Annotated in this window: 22 protein-coding genes and 1 pseudogene; 8 read left to right on the top strand and 15 right to left on the bottom strand. The window is 51.8% G+C overall.

The window, feature by feature from the left end; translation table 11 throughout:
- Positions 1-254 precede the first annotated feature (254 nt).
- From AAEZ10_RS12955 to AAEZ10_RS12965, 3 genes are read right to left on the bottom strand one after another with little or no spacing between them, the layout of a single operon-like run.
- Positions 255-695, bottom strand: a complete 441-nt coding sequence (locus tag AAEZ10_RS12955) for a ubiquitination-like system serine protease family protein (RefSeq protein WP_041478946.1) — start codon at positions 693-695, stop codon at positions 255-257.
- The gene (locus AAEZ10_RS12960; RefSeq protein ID WP_041478945.1) at positions 692-1,879 is read right to left on the bottom strand and encodes a ThiF family adenylyltransferase; all 1,188 of its coding nucleotides are present in this window, start codon (positions 1,877-1,879) and stop codon (positions 692-694) included. The genes AAEZ10_RS12955 and AAEZ10_RS12960 overlap by 4 nt, the downstream gene beginning before the upstream one ends.
- Positions 1,854-2,603 carry a multiubiquitin domain-containing protein gene (locus AAEZ10_RS12965; protein WP_041478944.1) on the bottom strand — a complete coding sequence of 250 codons (750 nt, stop codon included), beginning with the start codon at positions 2,601-2,603 and terminating at the stop codon, positions 1,854-1,856. The genes AAEZ10_RS12960 and AAEZ10_RS12965 overlap by 26 nt, the downstream gene beginning before the upstream one ends.
- A 233-nt stretch (positions 2,604-2,836) precedes the next feature.
- Here AAEZ10_RS12965 and AAEZ10_RS12970 point away from each other — a divergent pair, with 233 nt between their 5' ends.
- Together AAEZ10_RS12970 and AAEZ10_RS12975 are read left to right on the top strand one after the other, a co-directional pair.
- The gene (locus AAEZ10_RS12970) at positions 2,837-3,208 is read left to right on the top strand and encodes a helix-turn-helix domain-containing protein (RefSeq protein WP_041478943.1); all 372 of its coding nucleotides are present in this window, start codon (positions 2,837-2,839) and stop codon (positions 3,206-3,208) included.
- A gap of 14 nt (positions 3,209-3,222) precedes the next feature.
- Positions 3,223-4,092, top strand: coding sequence for an ImmA/IrrE family metallo-endopeptidase (locus tag AAEZ10_RS12975; protein WP_041478942.1), 870 nt, complete (start codon positions 3,223-3,225; stop codon positions 4,090-4,092).
- 63 nt (positions 4,093-4,155) lie between these two features.
- Here AAEZ10_RS12975 and AAEZ10_RS12980 read toward each other — a convergent pair whose 3' ends face one another.
- The 5 genes from AAEZ10_RS12980 to AAEZ10_RS13000 all read right to left on the bottom strand — a co-directional run bounded on the left by AAEZ10_RS12980 (position 4,156) and on the right by AAEZ10_RS13000 (position 8,046).
- The gene (locus tag AAEZ10_RS12980) at positions 4,156-5,211 is read right to left on the bottom strand and encodes a hypothetical protein (RefSeq protein ID WP_350569494.1); all 1,056 of its coding nucleotides are present in this window, start codon (positions 5,209-5,211) and stop codon (positions 4,156-4,158) included.
- A 78-nt stretch (positions 5,212-5,289) separates the two neighbouring features.
- A complete protein-coding gene (locus AAEZ10_RS12985; RefSeq protein WP_052392180.1) occupies positions 5,290-5,883 on the bottom strand; it encodes a DUF4326 domain-containing protein in 594 nt (197 codons plus the stop codon).
- Positions 5,880-6,323 (bottom strand): DUF488 domain-containing protein, encoded by a 444-nt coding sequence (locus AAEZ10_RS12990; protein WP_041478939.1) that lies wholly within the window; start codon positions 6,321-6,323, stop codon positions 5,880-5,882. Before AAEZ10_RS12990 ends, AAEZ10_RS12985 begins: the two co-directional genes overlap by 4 nt.
- A gap of 9 nt (positions 6,324-6,332) precedes the next feature.
- Positions 6,333-7,013, bottom strand: a complete 681-nt coding sequence (locus tag AAEZ10_RS12995; RefSeq protein WP_143979042.1) for a dual OB domain-containing protein — start codon at positions 7,011-7,013, stop codon at positions 6,333-6,335.
- Positions 7,014-7,413: 400 nt separating this feature from the next.
- Positions 7,414-8,046 (bottom strand): hypothetical protein, encoded by a 633-nt coding sequence (locus AAEZ10_RS13000; protein WP_350569497.1) that lies wholly within the window; start codon positions 8,044-8,046, stop codon positions 7,414-7,416.
- Positions 8,047-8,390: 344 nt separating this feature from the next.
- Here AAEZ10_RS13000 and AAEZ10_RS13005 point away from each other — a divergent pair, with 344 nt between their 5' ends.
- The 3 genes from AAEZ10_RS13005 to AAEZ10_RS13015 all read left to right on the top strand — a co-directional run bounded on the left by AAEZ10_RS13005 (position 8,391) and on the right by AAEZ10_RS13015 (position 11,172).
- Positions 8,391-9,173 (top strand): phage Gp37/Gp68 family protein, encoded by a 783-nt coding sequence (locus tag AAEZ10_RS13005; RefSeq protein WP_041478937.1) that lies wholly within the window; start codon positions 8,391-8,393, stop codon positions 9,171-9,173.
- Between the two features lie 31 nt (positions 9,174-9,204).
- Positions 9,205-10,434 (top strand): three-Cys-motif partner protein TcmP, encoded by a 1,230-nt coding sequence (locus tag AAEZ10_RS13010; protein WP_041478936.1) that lies wholly within the window; start codon positions 9,205-9,207, stop codon positions 10,432-10,434.
- Between the two features lie 252 nt (positions 10,435-10,686).
- Positions 10,687-11,172, top strand: coding sequence for a hypothetical protein (locus AAEZ10_RS13015; RefSeq protein WP_350569499.1), 486 nt, complete (start codon positions 10,687-10,689; stop codon positions 11,170-11,172).
- Between the two features lie 37 nt (positions 11,173-11,209).
- Here AAEZ10_RS13015 and AAEZ10_RS13020 read toward each other — a convergent pair whose 3' ends face one another.
- The 3 genes from AAEZ10_RS13020 to AAEZ10_RS13030 form a co-directional block, all read right to left on the bottom strand.
- The gene (locus tag AAEZ10_RS13020; protein ID WP_350569501.1) at positions 11,210-11,428 is read right to left on the bottom strand and encodes a hypothetical protein; all 219 of its coding nucleotides are present in this window, start codon (positions 11,426-11,428) and stop codon (positions 11,210-11,212) included.
- Between the two features lie 280 nt (positions 11,429-11,708).
- A complete protein-coding gene (locus AAEZ10_RS13025; RefSeq protein ID WP_350569503.1) occupies positions 11,709-12,173 on the bottom strand; it encodes a 3'-5' exonuclease family protein in 465 nt (154 codons plus the stop codon).
- Positions 12,174-13,032: 859 nt separating this feature from the next.
- Positions 13,033-13,578 carry a DUF488 domain-containing protein gene (locus AAEZ10_RS13030; RefSeq protein ID WP_024013800.1) on the bottom strand — a complete coding sequence of 182 codons (546 nt, stop codon included), beginning with the start codon at positions 13,576-13,578 and terminating at the stop codon, positions 13,033-13,035.
- Positions 13,579-13,733: 155 nt separating this feature from the next.
- Between AAEZ10_RS13030 and AAEZ10_RS13035 the strand changes: the two are divergent.
- The 3 genes and pseudogenes from AAEZ10_RS13035 (at position 13,734) to AAEZ10_RS13045 (ending at position 15,262) form a co-directional block, all read left to right on the top strand.
- Positions 13,734-13,926: pseudogene (locus tag AAEZ10_RS13035) on the top strand (hypothetical protein).
- A 439-nt stretch (positions 13,927-14,365) separates the two neighbouring features.
- On the top strand, positions 14,366-14,842 hold the full coding sequence (locus tag AAEZ10_RS13040) for a hypothetical protein (protein ID WP_024013801.1): 477 nt from the start codon (positions 14,366-14,368) through the stop codon (positions 14,840-14,842).
- A gap of 147 nt (positions 14,843-14,989) precedes the next feature.
- Positions 14,990-15,262 carry a hypothetical protein gene (locus AAEZ10_RS13045; RefSeq protein WP_151551084.1) on the top strand — a complete coding sequence of 91 codons (273 nt, stop codon included), beginning with the start codon at positions 14,990-14,992 and terminating at the stop codon, positions 15,260-15,262.
- 58 nt (positions 15,263-15,320) lie between these two features.
- Here the strand turns inward: AAEZ10_RS13045 and AAEZ10_RS13050 are convergent, their stop codons facing one another.
- From AAEZ10_RS13050 to AAEZ10_RS13065, 4 genes are all read right to left on the bottom strand, one after another.
- Entirely contained in the window at positions 15,321-16,832 is a 1,512-nt protein-coding gene (locus tag AAEZ10_RS13050) for a sensor domain-containing diguanylate cyclase (RefSeq protein WP_024013803.1), read from the bottom strand.
- Between the two features lie 305 nt (positions 16,833-17,137).
- Positions 17,138-17,638: a hypothetical protein gene (locus tag AAEZ10_RS13055; protein ID WP_236168472.1), complete on the bottom strand. Its 501-nt coding sequence runs from the start codon at positions 17,636-17,638 to the stop codon at positions 17,138-17,140.
- A gap of 144 nt (positions 17,639-17,782) precedes the next feature.
- Entirely contained in the window at positions 17,783-18,007 is a 225-nt protein-coding gene (locus AAEZ10_RS13060; protein ID WP_024013805.1) for a DUF2188 domain-containing protein, read from the bottom strand.
- 539 nt (positions 18,008-18,546) lie between these two features.
- The gene (locus AAEZ10_RS13065; RefSeq protein ID WP_236168471.1) at positions 18,547-19,029 is read right to left on the bottom strand and encodes an alpha/beta fold hydrolase; all 483 of its coding nucleotides are present in this window, start codon (positions 19,027-19,029) and stop codon (positions 18,547-18,549) included.
- Between the last annotated feature and the right edge of the window lie 31 nt (positions 19,030-19,060).

Here is a 19,060-nt window from a genome sequence, read left to right on the forward strand (position 1 = left end):
CGCTGAAACGCCAAAAACCTCCAAGCAAGGAGGTGCCCGAACAGGGCAAGAATCATTGGATAGATCCAGTATGGCATATGGCTGTCATACACTTAAAGTGTAATTTGCCACTTTTTGAGCACCGTAATGGTGCAAAGGCAGGGGGTATTCAGCCCAGGTTAGGCCGGTTCAATCGCAGGAATTCGGGCCCCCTCCTTCCACGGCCCGATTGTCTGTCCCCATAAACAGTGGGACGTAAGTGACCAAGGTGGCCATTACAACCCCAACCATTTTCTCAGCCTTCCAAACAGCGAAGTCTCTTGGATCTCTGGCTGAACTGCCGGTACCGGTTGATTACGCCCGGCACTTGGTTTAGCACCCTGAGCTCGTGCCTTTGCTTCAGCGTCCCGTTTACGCCCAGCGTTGACCGCTTCTTGAGACATGTCCCCTGCCCACTCAATGCGACCTGAGCGTACCCAATAGTGCGAGCGGCACTTGAATGTCCAGTTACCGATTGAGGGCTTGAGCGACACCGTTTTACCATCGAATGACATCTGCCAGTCGGTTGGAGAGAACGGTGTGATCACTTTGACTCCGCAACCGCAGGCACACAGGTGTGCTGCAGTTGCGAACTCCATGGCCAAATAGAGCTCACCGGGTATCAAAGTCTCCGGGAAGTGCTCAACGAATTGCGGTGCGAGACGTTTGATGGTCATGGGCGCTCCTCGCTGTTGCCCATCTCATTGAGGTTGGTCGCGTAAGTTACGTGGCCAGCCTGGCACTGATCGACGTAGAAACCACAGAGCCTTTTCCACATGCCCACCGCGAGTACTGCGTTGAGCGCATTTAAATCAGCGATCTGAATGTTCGAGCGGTAAGCATCCTCTGCCTCATTCTCGGTCAGCGGCAAGGTACGGTCGGCGTGGTCAAATTGGGTGGGTGTTACGGCGGTGACCCGGCAGGTTCCCCAGACTTCCTGAGTATCGTTGACCAGATGCACCCCCATCCCGACGTCCAGCAATGAGGCACGAGTTCCGATGAGCTCCCGGACGACCAGTGCCCGTGCAGAGGTGTTGTCCACGCAAAGAAACACGTAGTCGAATCGCCGGAGCTCGCCCACATTCTCAGGAGTGATCATGCACGGGTGCTGAGTGATCCCACGATGCATCTGGCTATACACCTCTTGGAGATACTCCACCTTTTTCAGGCCCCGCTCCAATGTGGCGAACGGCACAGCGCTCGGATAGCGAAACGCGTTGTGCTGCTGGAGCAGATCGCCATCGTAGAGATGGATCTCCGCCACCGGAGTTTTCGCGACTTGATCCAGGATATAGGCACCAGTACCGCCCAATCCTACAATTGCAATCTTTAGCCCTTTGAACTTATGAGTGGGCATCCCGATCCCTGCACGTGGTGACGCCGTGTCCGTATAGGCAAACACTGTGTCTTCAGTCTCCGACCGAATAGGGGCGAAGGTTTTGGCAGTGACGCTTGGGTCGATGGCCTGGGCCTGGCCACTAAGGATCGATACGTAGATCGAGACTTTCTGGTAGTAATCAGGGTAATTGCCACTACGGGGCTTGGCTGAGAAGTAGTGGTTCACAACCAAATCCGGCAACAGCGGATTCAGATTGCTGTTGTTGATGATCTCTTCGAGGGGACGCCCTTGCGAATCGCAAGGGCGGTCACCAATGAAATGTGCTGTATGGTCGCTCGGTTGGCCCGCAACATCAGCCACCAAATTGAGCGCCATAACCAACACACCTTTGCCCACCTGACGCTCAGCGTTCACGTAGGGCACGTCCCGAACCAAGAGATAACCTTCCTTGGTGTCCAGGTTATACCCTTCGTTGCGAAGGCTCAGGAGGTGAGGACTACGACTTATCAGTTGGTGTGACATTGAAGTGCATCCCCTTCTTGATACGGACGTGTTGGCCATCAACCAGGTTGGTCAGCGAGTTGCCTTCGTGGCCCTTGGCGTAGGTCACGGTGAAGTAGGAGTTAGGGCCAGGCTGTGCATCCGGGTAGGCCAAATGCACCACCTCCCAGTACGACAAAGTGCGGGAGTGAACAACCACTGGCTGCGTGTTGACGAAGACTTTGATGTTGATCTGAACCGCAGCGAAGTGCTCCACACCAGGGCGACCCAGGTCAAACAGATCACGGTCTTCGATCAGTTCATCGTCATCACCCGGGATGACCAGAAAGATGTCGTATTTCTGCGCATCGACGCCGGCGAGTAGCTTGAGGGTGCGCCCAGAGATGCGCTGTGCACCCCAGTCTTGAGCCTCACCATCGATGAAAAAGCGAAATGTGCGATCATTTTTGAATGCCAAGAACTTCTCGACGCCAGCCTGGCGCAAGTCAGTCGTCTCACTGGGGCTGAGCAGCTCCAAGTGGCCATTGGCGAGAACCTGAAACAGCAGGTATTCGTCCACCGGGCGGAGTTCTGCAGCCTCCAACACCTGCTGCCCAGTTGGTACGGGGTCAGCAATCACCAGTGGCCGGTACTCGAGCGCATCATTTCCGAGCTGGATTTTGTACGGGCCGTGGTCACGCACCTCGCGGCCTGCAGCAAGTGCGGCGGCAACGTCTTCAATCTCTAAATCGTTCAACTGTGTCATGGATGAATCCTCGCATTTGAACTAGATGAGCCGTTGCCTGCCCAGACAACACCATAGCTCTTAAAAAACGACCGCAGGGTCGTTGCCTAGCCAGACAACAGTGGACTTCAAAAAAAAGCCGCTTATCATGGATCATGAATCATGAATCATGAATCATGAATCGCGAGCTGTTGTCTTGCTAGACAACAGACTACTCCCGCCCGTTTGGGCAATGCAAGAGGTTGGAGAAAAAAATGGATTTGGCCGGGTTCATCGCAACCATGCGTGAACGAAAAGAGCTGAGCTTTCGGGACTTAGAGAGGCGTGCAGGCGACCTGGATCACGCATATATCTGGAGATTGGAGAAGGGAGACCGGGCAGCACCGTCCGATGATGTTGTCATGCGGCTGAGCCAAGCGCTTGAGCTCGACGACAGAGAAAGCGATGTATTTCGATTGCTGGCCAAGTCAGTGACCGTCGAGAACGCGCTTTACCAGCTCATGATTTCCCGGATGGATATACCGTGGGAAGATTTTGAGGACGTCGCCACGATGAGCTTCCGAGGTGAGCGTCCAGACACCGAAGAGGCCTGGCTCAAGCGGATCGAACTTATTCAGCAGATGTAGCGACGAGGAGCTTCATGGACGAGAACGTTGTGATCTCACGAGCCAGGAAACTGTTGAAGGACGCTGGCATCAATACAGCACCTGTTGATGTAGAGGCGCTTGCTCTTCATCTGGGCTTCAAGGTTTCGTGCGTTGAACTCCCCGATGGTGAAGCGGGCAGCACTTTTGAAAGGCGCGGCCAGAAACACATCTGGGTCAACAAAAAGGATAGTTTGGTTCGACAGCGCTTCACCATCCTCCATGAAATTGCACACCATGTCCTTGAGCTGCCGTCTAGGCATGGTGAGATGGTGCCAGCTGAAGAGCTTGAACGCTTCACGGGGCGTCACCAAGAAGAGATTTCGTGCGACATCTTTGCTGCCGAGTGCCTGGTGCCCTGGTCAATGATCCAACCCATGGCGGAGGAAAGGAATTTCACCTTGGAGCATCTTGCCGAATTGGCTGATCACTTTCAGGCCTCCCGCTCGTGTATCGCTTCCAGGTTCGCTCAGGCTGCAGATGGTCACGTGGCGTTCGTCGTCGCGGAGGATGGCGTGGTCAAGTATTCGATTGGTTCGAAGGCGCTGCGCGATGCCAGGGTGTGGATCACCAAAGGAATTCCCCTTCCTCAAAACTCCGCCGCAGCCAAAGCGCACCGGGATGGAATAAGCGGCCTTCATGAGGTAGACATTGAGGGAACAGATTGGAGCACCAGCGATGATGCTCGGCGGTTCGCCTGCTACGAACAAGCCACTTATCACGCGCCGACCAGGCAGACTCAATCGATCCTGAATTTCGAAGAGCTCGATCCTCGCCCGGTGCCGAACGGCATTCGGGCGAAACACGATGACGATGATCTTCTGGAAGAACTAGATGGCCGCCCAGGTTGGTCTAAGTATAGATAACTGCATAAGCTCTAAGAGAGATGACCCCTAAAAACCCAGTAAATGATATTTCGCAGAGACTGCTTATTGGGATTTCTTTGCAAGCTTAACCTTACGCCTTACCGCCTGGTTAATTTTGTTCATCATGTCAGTTTGAGATTTCTGATCCGTCTCATCGCATTCAAGCACATCACTGGCATTGAACAAATCGACAAGCTCACTATCTTTTTTTCCGATAAACGCTAAAATTGTATCCCTACCATCAGTCATCCCTCTTATCGCACACATATGTATTCGAAAAAGAGAAACATCCCTGATCAGGACAATACAGAAAGGCAGCGCATCCAAAAGCTCCGACCGATAAAACTCATTTACCGGGTCATATAGATTAGCTTTCACCAGCGAAGAATGCATCAAAGACAATAATCTCTCAAGGAACTGCATCGTAGAGTGATGAACTGTTTCTGCAGTAATTACATCTAGCGCCCCACCAACCCATGACGTTTCACCTATCGCCTCAGGCATAAGCTGATCGCGCCTGAAGCACGATTCAGCCAATTGATTTCCCAGCTTCGTCAGTTCTCCTTCTTTTACAAGCTTTCTTACAGAAAGAGACTCATAGTCCATCTCATCCATAATTTCATTTTCATCCCCCAACAAAACGCTTTTTGGAGAAATACTACCATTGGCACTACGGTGCACTAAGGTGTAATTGGTTGCAACCCAGCCACGCCTTAGTTTTTCCAGTTGTTGATGACTAAGCTGACCTAGAATAATGATCAAGTATCTCTTATATTTTTCATTTACCTTACCAGCAGCAATAGCTCTGGCAAACTGACCATAGATACCCGACTTATCGTCCTCAACGTCGTCCAAACATATTTTCAGTAGCGCGTGATAATCCTCTACGTCCAGCAGATCGCCTATCAGAGTCGAATTACCACCCAATAACCCGCGATGAAAATCCTTCACTCTTTTTTCATTTCTTCTTTCCTGATACTTGCCGACATTATCGCCAACCACCTTCATCAGTTCATAAACAGCTTTAGCCTGGCTAGCGCCCGGAATCAAATCCAGCGAAAACTTAGTAAGTGCATCAACAGTTGATATTATTAAACTGTCACTCTCACTCTTCGACATTAAGAATCGCCCCTAGAATCTTTAAATCTATCAAATCACAAACTTACGGACTACATTCTTCCCATGACGACGCCCCACCTAGAGGTCATCATCTTGGGCATTTAGATGTGCTGCCAAGACGTCTCCATGGCACGCAGCAGGCTTGCAATGGCAAGCGATGACCTTACCCCTGATGCTGCTGAGGTTATGCTCAAAGTTTTCAGATGCCTTGAGGAAGCCACGACCGAAGTCGTAGGCAAATTTCCGAATGACCTCATCACGGTCTCCGTCCTGGCCTATCTGGTAAGGGTTGCCCCAGATAGTGCCTCGACCGATGTAGAAGTCGTAGAGGTCTCCCCGATCCTTGTTCACCACCAAGGTGAGCTGCAACGGGATTACCCGGGTTGGGATGGCAGCTAGGCGCAAGGCGTATCTCAAACCAGCAAAGCACTCGCGATCCTCAAAGAGAATCGCGTGCGTTGCTTTTTCGACGGCGCCGGCCTGATCTTCCACCAGCTCGAACGGTAAACCCTGCTCTTCCGCATAAGCGCTCACGTAGCCATTGGGATCGACCATGGCCAGGAGCTGAACCTCGGCAGACTGGCTGGTGTAGAATTGCACCTTCCTCTGCAGCTTCGAGAAGCAAAGGAATTCCTTCGGGTAGGCAATGAAGATGGTTTTGATATCACTCATACCAGATGCTTGACATCGATGGACGTATCGCCCCAATGCTCCTTCAGGTATTCAGTCACCAGTCGGCGATGGCATTGATGAGGTTGGTGCTCGCTGCAAAGCAAGCACCCCCCCTCCATCAAATCCTGGCGCACGTGCTTCTCTATATTGCGCTTCGCCAATAGGTTCATGAACTTCTCCTCGTACTGCTGCCAGGTGATGTCCTTTTTCTGGTAGGGCGAGAGGATCTCTTTGGTCGGAGCAAGGTCGGGCAGGTGCACGTAGTCGACGTCACAGATTTCCTTCAGGAAATACTTCAGATCGTCCCGCTTGGCGAAGCCAGAAAGCTGAGAGATGTTGTTCAGTCGGACGTCCACGACCCGCTTGGCCCCTGAAAGCTTGATCAATGAAAAGAAGCGTTCAGCCTTTTTTTCGGTGAAGCCGATAGTCAGAATTTTCATGATTATCCGTCAAAGAATGGCTGCCACGAGTTTGTAGGCGTAGCCAGTGTTGGGGTCGATATCACCTAGGCTCACCGTAAAATAAGTGATCCCTTCAGGTTGGTGAGTACCTGCACCAAGACCTATGAAATGACTCTCGGCAAGCTCGTCTGTGACGCTGAATGCATACTGAATCCTGTTGTACGAGAACGATGCACGAGCCTTGAGTCTGTGATTACCCCATTGGGCGCTTTCTGCTGAAACCCTAACAGAAACTCTGTCTGGCCGAATTAGGAAGAGCGATTGCCGACGAACGTTCAAGGATTCCGGGGGAACACGATCATTCACACCGCACCGACTGTGATGACCAGATTCCCAGAGTGTCTCGGGATGGTCTTCAAGTTGTGCGATATCGTTCAGACTCAATTGGCCCTGCGACGCCCACAAAGGTGGATGGCAGATAAGATGGTTTTCATGCTGGTAAGGATGATTCTGTAACCCGGAGAACGTCACTGTGGTCAGATCCCGAACCTGTGCTGTCCGACCATTAGCGTACGTACGTTCCGCATCCGAGATTGAGTCATGCTCACGATTGCTCACCGGGCGGATCCACGCCCCATGGTTCTCTCCTCCCCACAGCTTGCCAGCGATACAGCGGCCATATGGCTTTTTCGAGCTGGCCAAGCACACGAACTGGTGTGAGTACGGCATTTCGAAGCTCCTTCCTTGGTATCAATGCGCTATCACCATCCTGCTTGTATCTAGCGTCCTTAGCAAGAGCCTTCCCGTGGGCCTCCCGCCGATTTGCAGCCTCGTCCACGCACTTATTAATTTTAGTGGTAAAGCTCCGGCGCGCCATCTCCCCCCACACTCTTCAGCCAAGCCATGTTCGCTAAATCTCAGACGATCAGGCTAGGGTTGAGTGCTTTCCTTTGAATTCGCATATGAACGAGCCCCGTGGCCTAGGAATGCTCCAAACTTCCCCCTGTGACGCAACGACGCTCGATGCCAATAACGACGAAACTTACCTATCCCACAACGCATTACTGAACGCTCGGGTCATCGCCAGCATGTTTAAGTCGTGATCCGACAAGCCCATTTGGAGTTGCCGCTACGAGCTGTGTGTCACCGCAAATGTGACCCAATGAAAAAATTCGGGATCTTGATTCGTGTAGGTGATGCTATGTGGATAACCCCGAGACCGATCACCAGGCTCACTTTTTAGCAACTTAACTTGGCCTGCGCGCCAGTTGTAGCTAACGCCGTTTAGCAGACGATCTTTGGAGTGATTCAGCTCATTCAGCTCTATGTCGTCAGGCTGGCGTACAGACCACCTATCAGTTGCACTCAAAAACAGATAAGTGACATCCGTGAAGATTTCCACTATCTCTCTCGACGGGACGGTGAAGTCATGTTCAATGCTGTTTCTTGTACTGTTGAATTTCTCAAGAACGTCCGGAGCCGGTAGGCCGCACTTCTTCAGGTACTTAGAGAGGCGGTGAAACCCTCTCATATTATCAAGACTACCCGCACCGAAGCCAAGGCAGGCATCCTCCATACGCATGTGAAGAGCCCTTTTTGCGTTCGCTAGTGCGTTTATGAGGTGTCTTGGAGTGTCTCCATCCTTCAGGTCTGCTCGGGCATAGCTCAGGTAGTCTTCAGCCGAGGGAGATTCACGGCAAGCGAAACCAGACCACGTATAGGCCCCGACGTCATCTTCATGGATTTTTTGCGGATCAAACATCGAAAGCTCCATCAATGAACTCGGCCTAAAATCACGCCCTGGGTAGTGTTCAGGCTGGATAGGTCGTGTTCTTTCGCAATCGCGACAGCCCACCATCTAAAAGCCATGATGTCATGGCAGCATCAAACGTTCAAAACCACAGGACTTTCCTTAAGGCACCGGCGCCAAGCGCGAACCAAGCGCTATCTGGACAAAATGCAGCCTGCATTCTTCCGTGATGCGGATTGATGACCGTGGTCGTGACTGCCCTATCAGCGAGGAATTCATTATGATAGCCATTGAATTCGGCTCGTTCGGTCAGAAATGCACCGGCTAGGATCGCAAACGAGGGGGCTAAGAAGGATATGGCAGAGACACAGATTGAGTGGACAGACTCTACCTGGAATCCGGTAGCAGGCTGCTCCATCATTAGTGCCGGGTGCAAAAACTGCTATGCCATGGAAATGGCACGTCGGCTTGAAGCCATGGGCACCCCGAAGTACATGGGTTTGACCCGCAAAAAGAACAAGCGCATCGTCTGGAACGGCTCTATTGTCGAAGACCATGACTCCTTGGCGATTCCGTATCGCTGGAAGAAACCCCGCAAAGTTTTTGTGAACTCAATGAGCGACCTCTTCCATGAGAAGGTCAGTGACGAGTTCATTATTGCCGTGTGGAAGGTGATGCGAGAAACCCCGCATCACAACTATCAAATTCTGACCAAGCGCCCAGAGCGGATGAAACAGATCCTCAACGAAGTCATCACGGAGGTTCTACCCAACGTCTGGCTGGGCACGTCCATTGAAGATAAAGATGCCGCTGGACGTGTTCAGTTCCTGAAAGACACCCCTGCCCAGATCAGGTTCATCTCCTTCGAACCACTCATAGGGCCAGTAGGCAAAATCGATCTCACGCAGATTGACTGGGCGATTGTCGGCGGCGAAAGCGGGAATAAAGCGCGACCGGTGAAAGAAGGGTGGATTGATGAGATCTACACACAATGCCTAGAAAGTGGCACGGCGTTTTTCTTTAAACAATGGGGGACGTGGGGTAAAGATAATGTCCGCCGTTCGAAAAAAGCTAACGGTCGCGAATACCGTGGCAAAACCTGGGATGAGATGCCAGTAAAGCTGGTGGGCATGTCCTAGTGGAACTACCGTAGCCTGACAAGGAATATCCATGGCTAAGAAGAAGTATGATTGGGAAGAAGGTGCAGTTCTTGAAGAGCACTCAAGGAAGAAGCATCAAATACTTCGCGATTATTTTTATCAGTACGTGATCACACGGTGCAAGCACCCGCAGGTCAGAAAATTTCGCCTGGCTGTAGTAGACGGCTTCAGTGGCGCAGGCCGATATCAATGCGGCACTGCCGGTTCACCCATAATTTTTGTGGAAGAGCTGAATCGAGCGTTAACTGACATCAACACCTACAGGGCAGTTAACAATCTACCCCTCGTGGATATCGAGTGTAGCCTTTTCCTGAATGACGCCGAGCGGATGGCAATCGGCATTCTGGAAGGAGTCTTGAATCCAATTATCCTTCACCATAGCATCTCGAATAGCCGGCTCAAAATCCAAACCCGCTACTCGACCGAGTTGTTCGAACATGCTTATCCAAGAATCAAAGCTCAGATCAAATCAGAAAAATACCCGAACATAATCTTCAACCTAGATCAATGTGGGCACAGTCATGTTGACACTGCGACCTTGATAGACATGATGAATCTGAATGAATCGGTGGAGGTTTTCTACACTTTCGTCATCTCATCTCTACTGGCCTTCCTGAAGCAGCACGATCCAAAAACGCTGTCGAACCAATTGGCATACTTGCAGCTGAGCAGCCGGGACTTCGAGATTCTTGAAGAGAAGCAATCGAAGACAGCATGGCTCGGAGTGGCGGAAAACATCGTCTTCGAAAACTTCAAGAAATGTGCAAAATTTGTCAGCCCTTTTTCAATCAACAACCCTAGTGGTTGGCGATATTGGCTGATACACCTCGCCAATTCGTATCGTGCTCGCCAGGTTTACAATGACCGGCTGCACCAAAATAGCGAGACTCAGGCTCATTTCGGCAGATCTGGCCTTGGCATGCTCGCGCATGACCCTAGCGAAGGTAAGACGCTTTACCTCTTCAATGAGTCGGCGAGAGAACAAGCAAAAGACCAGCTGAAGGAGGACATTCCAAAATTCCTCCACGACTCGGTACCATCTTTATCCGTGAAGGATTTTTTCGAAAGGATTTATAACAATACTCCAGCCCATAGCGATGATATCAATACTGCGCTACTAGGTAGCACCGAGATCGAGATTCACACCGCTACCGGTGGAACGAGACGAAAGGCCAGCCAAATCCATACTTCAGATATCATCGCTTTCAAGAAGCAACGAAGCTTCTTCTTTACCAAATGAAGTCGAGTCGGACATGGAACAGCCTAATGGGGTCGACGACCATCGAGTCGTCCGTCACATCACCTAGCCAAATCCAAGGCAAATGCCAATCCACATAAGATGGCCCCGCCGGCCCCTGTGACAGCTTGATCGTCTATCTTCACCACATATCTACACTTCACATCGCCCAAGAGTTCTTAAAAGATCCTGATGGATTAGGCTGATTGATCTTGTAACTCGAATATCGGCCCGGTACTAACGAGCGTAGCCCTCATGGCCCAACCGCTTTTCGACTTTGACCTCAAACGCGTCTCGCACAAGCACTACATAACAGGGAAAGCCGCCATCAACTTCCCTCATCCTGGAAGCACCACAGGTGGGTGGCATTTCCTTTCCTATTTTGATCGGGAATCCGGGGAGGCCAAGGTGTCGTTGGCAGGTATCCATTATCCTGACACCACAGCCTACTTTGGTGACCTTGGCATCATTGACGTGACCGATGAACTAGCAAAGCGTGGATGGTCTGCGGATAGCCATCGCCTGTTCATGGCAGATCACTACAGAGCCGCTGCGGATATGGTATTGAGATGGGCGCTGAGCGAGTCCAACCACTGCAGCGTCGAGATTGATGATTGGTTCCCCTCACGTGCGGAAAGACAGCGACTGCTTGAGACTCTAGCTTCAGCAAGGTCACAGCTTTCCAAGGTTGGCCGATGGCAAAAAGTGGAAGCGTGGCTGCGTACGCAAACCTTCAGCTAGGGTCGTCGCTAGAGCTGGATGGGGCATGGTGCCGGTGCTAAGTAATGCGTCGGCCCCAAGGGCCCCAGGCCGGTGGATTTTCGACGATATCAATCGATGTGCTGAGCTCGTCCTGCATGCGCTCGAAAACCCTGTCGAGAGTCGGATGGGCTTTTGACTCCCTCAATGCGCTAACCAGTTGGAGCAGCTCGCGGCCCTGCGCTAAAGACATCTGGACGTCGCAGTAGACAGTGTCGTCATCGTCTGTCATTCCCATCGAAAAATCCTCGCAGTATGGTCTTGGCCTCTATTCCCACCACCAGCATTAGGCCGTGCCCCTTCGGGGAGGGGCTGTCGTAAACCGAGCCTGGGCGCAAGCGCCGCCATCTCGGCCCTTCGGGCGTCCATCCCACACGTCTGCGCGCTCCGCTTGCCATTCTATCCAGCCAAGTAATCAGTTGCCTTCGGTTCGAGCGGTCACACAAGCTGAACTTCATCCAGACCTCAATGGACTCATCGCTTTCGCATAGCTGAGGGTGTCCACCCCTTTTGATAGTTCAAGCTTCGAAAAAAGCACGACAGGCGTTCATCAAAACAGTTGCGTCATTTAGAGCTCGGTGATGCCTGGCTGTCGGCAGTCGCCGGTAGATTTCACTGGCAGCCTCCCGGCCCACAAAAACCTCCAAAGGCTTCAACTCGAAGGTGGGCATCAGATCTGCGGCCTCGAAAAGCACATCGAACCAAAAACTGTCTTGAGGTGAGTCGCTGCAAAGCACCTGCCCTGAAAACAGCTCATTCATACGTTTCGCCACAGCGACCGGGGTATCACCTAGCTGATGCAAATGATCTTGGCAGAGACCATGCATATCTTGCGCATCAAACGACCAGTGCGTCCAGTAACGGGCTGGCTTGATCAGCGAGCTGAAAGAGGTCTCACGCGACACGACAGCTACTTCGATAGGATAGCTATCAGGTGCTATTCCAGAGGCTTCAAAATCAATAAAAAAAGAAGGCCGTTCCACTGTGCTGCTCCTGTATTGAGGGTGCGACTTCACTAGGCTACACCGACTGCTTGTGTGCTTGTGCCGCCATCGCTCGAACCAGCCGCTCTAGCTGGTAGGAGCCTGTGCAGCTCGGTGATTTTTCACATGCTGCATCTCACGCTGCCATTCAGTCAGAAATTTATCCCAGTCTGTGGCGTAGGGGCCGTCAGGAACTCTGGTCGACGCGATGCTTGCTTGGTGGAAACGCTCTCTCCAGGGTTGCGGAATAGTCTGCTCCAAAATGATGTCGATTCCGGAGTTATGGTGCATAAACGAGACAGAGTTACGAACCTCAACGAGTTCGAGTGGCTTATCGCTACAGGGGGTGTCGTTTCGCTCTTGGTCATAGAGATCATTGAGGAGGGGAAGGACGTCGGATGCACTGGGATCACCAGGGTGGAAGGTGGCAAGCGCCCACAGAACTCGTCGCTTAAGTCTCTCACGCTCGAGGAGTAAATCGCAGGTCATTTCAACCTCATTTTTTCACAAAGATAGACGGTGGTTATGGCGTGCCGCCTTCGGCGGATGTGTTCGCCATCCGCTTACGTAGCGTTTGCCGGGCAGAGCCTATCAAATAGCTCGCGATCCCGAGCGTCTGCTCATTGAAGAGCGCGCCGCAGCTCTCTCAGCCGCAGGCTATCCGCTGCCAGATGACGATTCGGCTATGTACGCCGAACAACGGTTGCAGGAGGCTAAAGCGGCTATAAGCCTATCGTCACCACACCCTTCTGGTAGAAAACTGTAACGGGTGGGCGAGGGGAGTGACGTTAGTAAGAGGTGTCACCTGACTGGAGAAATCCCTACAAGTATAACGACGGAAAATTCGGCAAAACGGAGGCTATTCTTTCGCTTCGCGTTTTTTCGGATAGGTAAGCTTGCTTCCCACTAGCTCGGCAGAAGGAGTCGGTACCGCCTTCGTGGACTTGCCAATGTCCATAATGTGAAAGACCTCCGCCCCTCGGTTCAGCAGGTAGTCAGCGACTATACGACGATGGCATCGCCACCAGACCGCTTCCGCGCACATGATGGCGCAACGCTTAGTGTCGCTCAGCTTCAACAATTGATGCAAACCGTCTTCAAACTCATCCGAGAAAGCGTAGTCAGCGTAGTTGTGGAAGCTTCTATTTTCCCAAAATGCATTGATGTCATCCGGGACGTTTTTGGATTTTTTTCGCAATCCGCCTAAGCTCTCGATCTGGTAATGCAAGATTTCAGATTTGGCTAATAACTCTGGCAACACATCCAAGTTGTACTGAGGATTCGTCCGGGAGCGAGGCACAGTCCGGATGTCTACCACGGCGTCAACATCGAAGCTCTGGAGCATCTGGACGAAGACATTGATAGGCTTTGTCGAATGACCCACAGTAAAGACTACTTTGTTCATAACCTCCTCCTATGTGCGTCTTGCAGGAATAGTTTCGAAGTAAAGGATTCAAAAAAAGAGATGCTGAGCTACGCCTCGCAACGGTTGCGGCACTACCTCATGCCCAACCCGAACTCGCTGCTACGCTCAGACAATTTCAAGGATAGAGGGAGCTCATGACAAGCGAATATTCGTTATCGAACGTGCTGGAAGGATATCAAATCAGCTCGCCTTGGAGGCTGCACTGATGGAATTAACGCTCCATGTCGAAGCCCAAGGTAGCGGTGAAGTTGGAGATAGGTTCGAAGCGTTTTGTGGGCCATCGGTGAGAATGCCGGGCACATTAAACAGGGTTTAGCGCGGCTTTAAAATGCTACGCGAGCGTAGGCTTTTCCGCTTCCCCCAAGCTCAGTGATCGCTCCTTGTTTTTCGATGCTGCCTGAGAGTGTTGCGTTTTTATCGATTTGATCCCAAATCGGTGCGCATTCATCCATGTTGCCTGGTCGGACGCGATCATGGCTCTAGGACGGGACGGTTAGCATCAACCCTGCCAACCTGACACATGAGCACTGCTCGGCCCACAGACATCGAACATGCCGACAGGAATCCGGGAGACCGAGCAATCCGTCGTGGAAAAAAAGACATAGAGAAATCACCGGCAGCTACGCGATAGATATTGGCGAGCCGCATTGCTAGCGTTCGCCATAGTCATTTCAAAGTAATCGGAGTAGGTTTTGCACTCCGCTCGCCCTGACAACGGGGAAAAAACGATGCTGGGTAAAGCAAGCAATCGGTAGGCTAGAACTCCATGGAAAAGCCCCAGTTCGACGAAAACTTTGCTCGTGTATCTCGCGATAACTATGTCACTGGTAAAGCTGCCCTCAACTTCCCACATTTTGGGAAGACAACTGGGGGATGGCATTTTCTTTCTTATTTCGACCGTGAAACCGGGGTAGCAAAGGTGTCCCTGGCCGGAGTCCATTATCCGGACACGACAGCTTTTTTTGGCAAAACCGGGATCTTTGATGTGACGGATCGGTTCGCTGAGCGCGGTTGGGAGCTGGAGGGCAAACGCCTGTTTATGGCAGACCATTACAGGGCCGCCGGGGACATGATCATCAAATGGACTCTCAGCGATTCTGACTATTGCAACGTTGAAATCTCAGATTGGTTTCCTACACATGCGGAACGGCAGAAGCTTTTCGCGTTGTTGAATTTAGGAAAACAGAGACTATCCGAGCTAGGTCGCCAGCAAAGACTGGAAGTTTGGCTAAGCTCTCAGTAGCCCACCAGCAAGGTCGAACAGACGGGCACCTAAAGCAGTGTTCACAGGTAAGGAACGGAAACGCGCAAGTGTCAGTTTACTGATCATGATGGTTCAAAGTGCACTGGAAGCGATTAACCAGCGGCGCGGGCGACCGCAGCAGGCGGCATGCAAAAAACTGACAAAGTGGAAATTAGCGGTGACTTGGAAGCCTTTTGGCGAACAGCTCCAGCAACGCCGGCCTGGGCGGATTTATCTGACCCGCGCTGCGTAAGCGCTCGTAGTCACCATGACGGGAAGAGTGCAATCCTCAGCGGCACCAGTATTCCTGAATTAAGCTACTGCGAACTGGATGATGGCCACTCCAATCAAGGGAAACGGCGTCTGGAGCAAGTTAAATATGTGTCACTTGGAAAGGGCAGTCTCAAACGACAGCAATAGCAACCGACGAGCTACGTCCCCATATTGGCGAAGCGCACTTTCGGGACGGTGAGACAGTTCAGCTTCCTACTCGATTCCGTCCTTGAGCCTTAGCGCTGTAAAGCAAACGGTCAGCTTTGATCAGAAATTCTTTCTGATTCTCCTCTCCTGTTTTAGCAGTCGAAACTACACCTGAGCTTATGGTGACTATGCCGAATGGGCTCGCTGAATGTTGAATTTTTGCACACAACAAGGAAAGCCTAATGTTCTCTGCAACCACAACCGCACCTGCGAGTTCAGTGTCCGGAAGCAGAACTACAAATTCTTCTCCACCGTAGCGAGCAGCGATATCACCTGGCCTATTGACGTTAGCTGCAATAAGGTTCGCTACGCGCACAAGGCAATCATCACCACTTAAATGGCCGTAATGATCATTATATTGCTTGAACAAATCTATATCCAAAAGGATTACGGATATGCTTGTCTGATTTCTCGTGGCACGCTTCCACTCTTTATCCATAGCCAAGTCAAAATTTCTCCTATTGGCTAGAGAAGTGAGACCATCTGTATGGGCTATCACCTCTAGCTCTTTTCGGATTGCTTTGAGCTCACGCTCTGCAACAAGCAGCTGTTGGATCTGCCGATATAGCAAGTTACCTAAAAACGCCAAAGCCAATATGATGGAGCCTACCAGTGCAACCGATTGGTAAACATATGACCACCAAGGAGCGAATACATGCTCGTACGACACCCCGGCTGCTGCGACGATAGGCAGACCAGCCAAGCGACGATAGGCGTAGATCCGCTCAATGCCATCTACAATGGATTTGATAATTGCAGTACCGCTATCGCTCTGGGGTAAGTAGCGGCTAAAAATCTCACCCTTGGAAAGATTGGTCGTCATCAACGCTGCTACTGTCGGGCGTCGGGCAAGAAGTTCTCCATTATCGAGTGCTAGGAAAATTACTCCTGCGTCGTCAACGTCCATGCGTTTGAAAAAGCTTTGGAAATATGAAACCGGAACCGTGGCTAACGCAACTCCTGCAAATGCTCCATCGGCTGTTTCGATACGCCGACTGATAGGGATCACCATCTCGCCAGTCGTTCGACTTTCGACTATGGAGCCGATGTGGATGGACTGATCATCGTGCTCACGGTGATAAACGAAGTATGCTCGGTCGCTGTTGTTTTTGGTGTGTAGGCCTTCCGAAAACGAATTCGCCATCCAGTTGCCGTGAGCATCGAAGATGAAAAGCCCTTGAACACCTTCAATATTATTCACCTGTCGGGCCATCAGCTTCGCCAATCGCTCTTGTTGGTCAGGGCCGCTTCCATCGTGCGCTACACGCTCAGCCAGATCTCGCAAAGTATTGTCGGCCTGCAGCATCGTGTCACGGGCCTGCTGTTCAGCGGCAAGTACGATGTTCGAAACAGTTATTTTGGCCGCGTCTACTCGCTCACCGGACGACTGCGCCATCTGCCAAGCAGTAGCAAGGATCAACGAAAAACAGACCAGAAGAATGAAACCTATCAGCGAAAGGGACAACGCTTTAGGTGTCAGCCTTGTGTAGATCGGTAAGGAGAGCGTCATGTGCGCGTCGTCAAATTGGCGGTGGGCTTAACAGAGCAATCTTCATACCGTACATCTAAAGAAAGATCAAAGCATTCGCCGGTTGGTTCTGAGCACCCCGGGACGCAGCGCACATCGCCAGAGCGTAGAAAATTCGATGGCTCCTGCACTTTGTGAAACGCCGGACAAAACCCAAACGGTCTATCCTGATGCTTGCGAAGATCGACCAACTCACCTCCTTTGTCTGGTGAAGATATTTCAGCCAGTTTCGCAGGGCCGCCAATGTGCAATGGTGGCGGGGATGTTCGTTTGGGGTTCTACGCCAATCACTGCCACCCAAGGCTTGTCATTATCTCGCGTCGGCAGGGTGTGTCGATCTGAGCCGGCACTTTTTTGATATAGTCGCGCGCATGCTCACGTACTTCTCCGCATAAGCCTGCAAGATAGGCAATAGCGTCTTCGGCTGCGGGAACTAAACCTTCAATGCCGCCGAACCTTGGTGGCAATCCAGTCCAGATTACCGCGTCCAATTGGCGGGGGATCGCCCATTCAGCAATGACCCCCGCTACGGTCTTCCCAACCACGAAACTACCGATGCCATCCTCCCGATCTTGAGGTACCCCCTCCCGAATTCTAAGGGCCTCGCGTGCCTCATCAAGGTTGTCCAGATCCAGTATCGCCCAAAGCACTGTGCACCCAGGCGCATTCGCGCATATGGCCGTCGTAAGATCGCCGTTGTCACTGATTCGCGCGAACTCGATGGGCAACACGGGGCCATCCATAAACCACTTGCTCGCGAGCGGTAAGGTATCCGGTTTCCAAATCAAAGATCCCCATCCTAGACATGCAATGACCATCATCAGCACCTGTAGTTGAAGCGAAGTCCATTTGGGATGACCGAGACTTCAGGTCGGTTGCTTGCATAGCAGTGCCAGCGAAATGCGCGCCGCAACCATTTTCATGTGCCCGGTTCAGCCTTTTGTTTTTCTAGGATCTGCTGATCGAGGAAATGTACGCTCCTCTTGGATCGTGCCGTCCTCTTTGTGGATTTTGAGAGAAGCTGTCTTGCCCTGAAGAAATTCGCTCGCTATCTCGGTAATTTCTGCTTTGGTGGATGCGGACTTGGAGGCGCGTTGCGCGCCCTCTTTGACGAGCTCCCAGAGCTTTTCCGCTTTTTTGATGTGATAGTTATCCATTGGCTCACCTCTGACATGACGATCAATACCTGTCAGGTTGACCCTAGGAGAACCGAAGAGTTTGAAAGGATTGGCGGCATTCTGGTTGCTTACGGAAATCCTCTTGAGCTTTCTCGGGACGTGGGCCAAACGCCCGAAGCATGGGGCTGTAGCCGCTACATAGCAGTAAGAGCTTTAGCATGACAAAGATTAAACAGTCTTAATTCGCTGCAAACGTTGCTTACCAGCGCGGTTAGCGATCTCCGGCGCTGAGCCTTCACCGTTCTGCTGCTAGCAAAGAAATTCGCGTATCAAGCCAGCAGTTCGCCTGGCACTGGTCACTACGAAAAAATGCCCCTCGCCCTTAAGCACGCGGAGTTCGGATCGTGGAATTGAGCGTTTCAGGATGTGCGCGTTGTAGGGCTGTACCAGGGTGTCACGGTCGCCGATCAGAATAAGCGTGCGCGAGCGCAGACGGAATAACCGCAGCAGACTTGTCCAGCCTACCAAAGCGGCTAACTGGTGATGATACGTTCGCAGGCGTACGGTTAGCATTCGCTTTACAACACCGAAACGCAGCAGCGCCTGTGTCGAATTGACTGAACCATCTCGTTTCCTCTGTTTGGCGCCTGCGCTCCGAACTCAAGGATGTCAGCGGGCCTCATCAGTAGAACCGGGCCCGCAGAAGTTGCCGCCAGAATAAGCCGTCGTACCATGGTTGGATGACGAAGAGCCAACTCTTGCGCCAATGCACCGCCCCAACTCACGCCGAATACATCAACATGGTCGATACCTAATTGTTTGAGCATTTCGGCGATCAGATCGGCATGACTTGGCAATCGCATCGGCCAGCGGGGCATTTGCGATTTGCCGACACCAGGCACGTCCAACGTGATCGTTGTGTAGTCACCTAGTTCGTTGCGCAGAGCATCGAAGGTTTTAATCAAACCTCCCAGACCGTTGAGTAGGAGTAGCGGTGGGCCTTGGCCGGCGATTGAGACATTCACCTGCAAGTCTTTAACGGTCATCATTCTGCGCGGCATGGACACCTCATCCGTCATCCGTGAAGCAGTG

The organism is Pseudomonas sp. H26/SER47-MNA-CIBAN-0231 (assembly GCF_040310465.1).
Lineage (GTDB): Bacteria > Pseudomonadota > Gammaproteobacteria > Pseudomonadales > Pseudomonadaceae > Aquipseudomonas > Aquipseudomonas atacamensis.

Excerpts from the sequence above, each read along its gene's own strand:
- AAEZ10_RS12955 (WP_041478946.1), bottom strand. The coding sequence starts at position 695 with ATGACCATCAAACGTCTCGCACCGCAATTCGTTGAGCACTTCCCGGAG.
- AAEZ10_RS12960 (WP_041478945.1), bottom strand. The coding sequence starts at position 1,879 with ATGTCACACCAACTGATAAGTCGTAGTCCTCACCTCCTGAGCCTTCGC.
- AAEZ10_RS12965 (WP_041478944.1), bottom strand. The coding sequence starts at position 2,603 with ATGACACAGTTGAACGATTTAGAGATTGAAGACGTTGCCGCCGCACTT.
- AAEZ10_RS12970 (WP_041478943.1), top strand. The coding sequence starts at position 2,837 with ATGGATTTGGCCGGGTTCATCGCAACCATGCGTGAACGAAAAGAGCTG.
- AAEZ10_RS12975 (WP_041478942.1), top strand. The coding sequence starts at position 3,223 with ATGGACGAGAACGTTGTGATCTCACGAGCCAGGAAACTGTTGAAGGAC.
- AAEZ10_RS12980 (WP_350569494.1), bottom strand. The coding sequence starts at position 5,211 with ATGTCGAAGAGTGAGAGTGACAGTTTAATAATATCAACTGTTGATGCA.
- AAEZ10_RS12985 (WP_052392180.1), bottom strand. The coding sequence starts at position 5,883 with ATGAGTGATATCAAAACCATCTTCATTGCCTACCCGAAGGAATTCCTT.
- AAEZ10_RS12990 (WP_041478939.1), bottom strand. The coding sequence starts at position 6,323 with ATGAAAATTCTGACTATCGGCTTCACCGAAAAAAAGGCTGAACGCTTC.
- AAEZ10_RS12995 (WP_143979042.1), bottom strand. The coding sequence starts at position 7,013 with ATGCCGTACTCACACCAGTTCGTGTGCTTGGCCAGCTCGAAAAAGCCA.
- AAEZ10_RS13000 (WP_350569497.1), bottom strand. The coding sequence starts at position 8,046 with ATGTTTGATCCGCAAAAAATCCATGAAGATGACGTCGGGGCCTATACG.
- AAEZ10_RS13005 (WP_041478937.1), top strand. The coding sequence starts at position 8,391 with ATGGCAGAGACACAGATTGAGTGGACAGACTCTACCTGGAATCCGGTA.
- AAEZ10_RS13010 (WP_041478936.1), top strand. The coding sequence starts at position 9,205 with ATGGCTAAGAAGAAGTATGATTGGGAAGAAGGTGCAGTTCTTGAAGAG.
- AAEZ10_RS13015 (WP_350569499.1), top strand. The coding sequence starts at position 10,687 with ATGGCCCAACCGCTTTTCGACTTTGACCTCAAACGCGTCTCGCACAAG.
- AAEZ10_RS13020 (WP_350569501.1), bottom strand. The coding sequence starts at position 11,428 with ATGGGAATGACAGACGATGACGACACTGTCTACTGCGACGTCCAGATG.
- AAEZ10_RS13030 (WP_024013800.1), bottom strand. The coding sequence starts at position 13,578 with ATGAACAAAGTAGTCTTTACTGTGGGTCATTCGACAAAGCCTATCAAT.
- AAEZ10_RS13040 (WP_024013801.1), top strand. The coding sequence starts at position 14,366 with ATGGAAAAGCCCCAGTTCGACGAAAACTTTGCTCGTGTATCTCGCGAT.
- AAEZ10_RS13045 (WP_151551084.1), top strand. The coding sequence starts at position 14,990 with ATGCAAAAAACTGACAAAGTGGAAATTAGCGGTGACTTGGAAGCCTTT.
- AAEZ10_RS13050 (WP_024013803.1), bottom strand. The coding sequence starts at position 16,832 with ATGACGCTCTCCTTACCGATCTACACAAGGCTGACACCTAAAGCGTTG.
- AAEZ10_RS13060 (WP_024013805.1), bottom strand. The coding sequence starts at position 18,007 with ATGGATAACTATCACATCAAAAAAGCGGAAAAGCTCTGGGAGCTCGTC.
- AAEZ10_RS13065 (WP_236168471.1), bottom strand. The coding sequence starts at position 19,029 with ATGCCGCGCAGAATGATGACCGTTAAAGACTTGCAGGTGAATGTCTCA.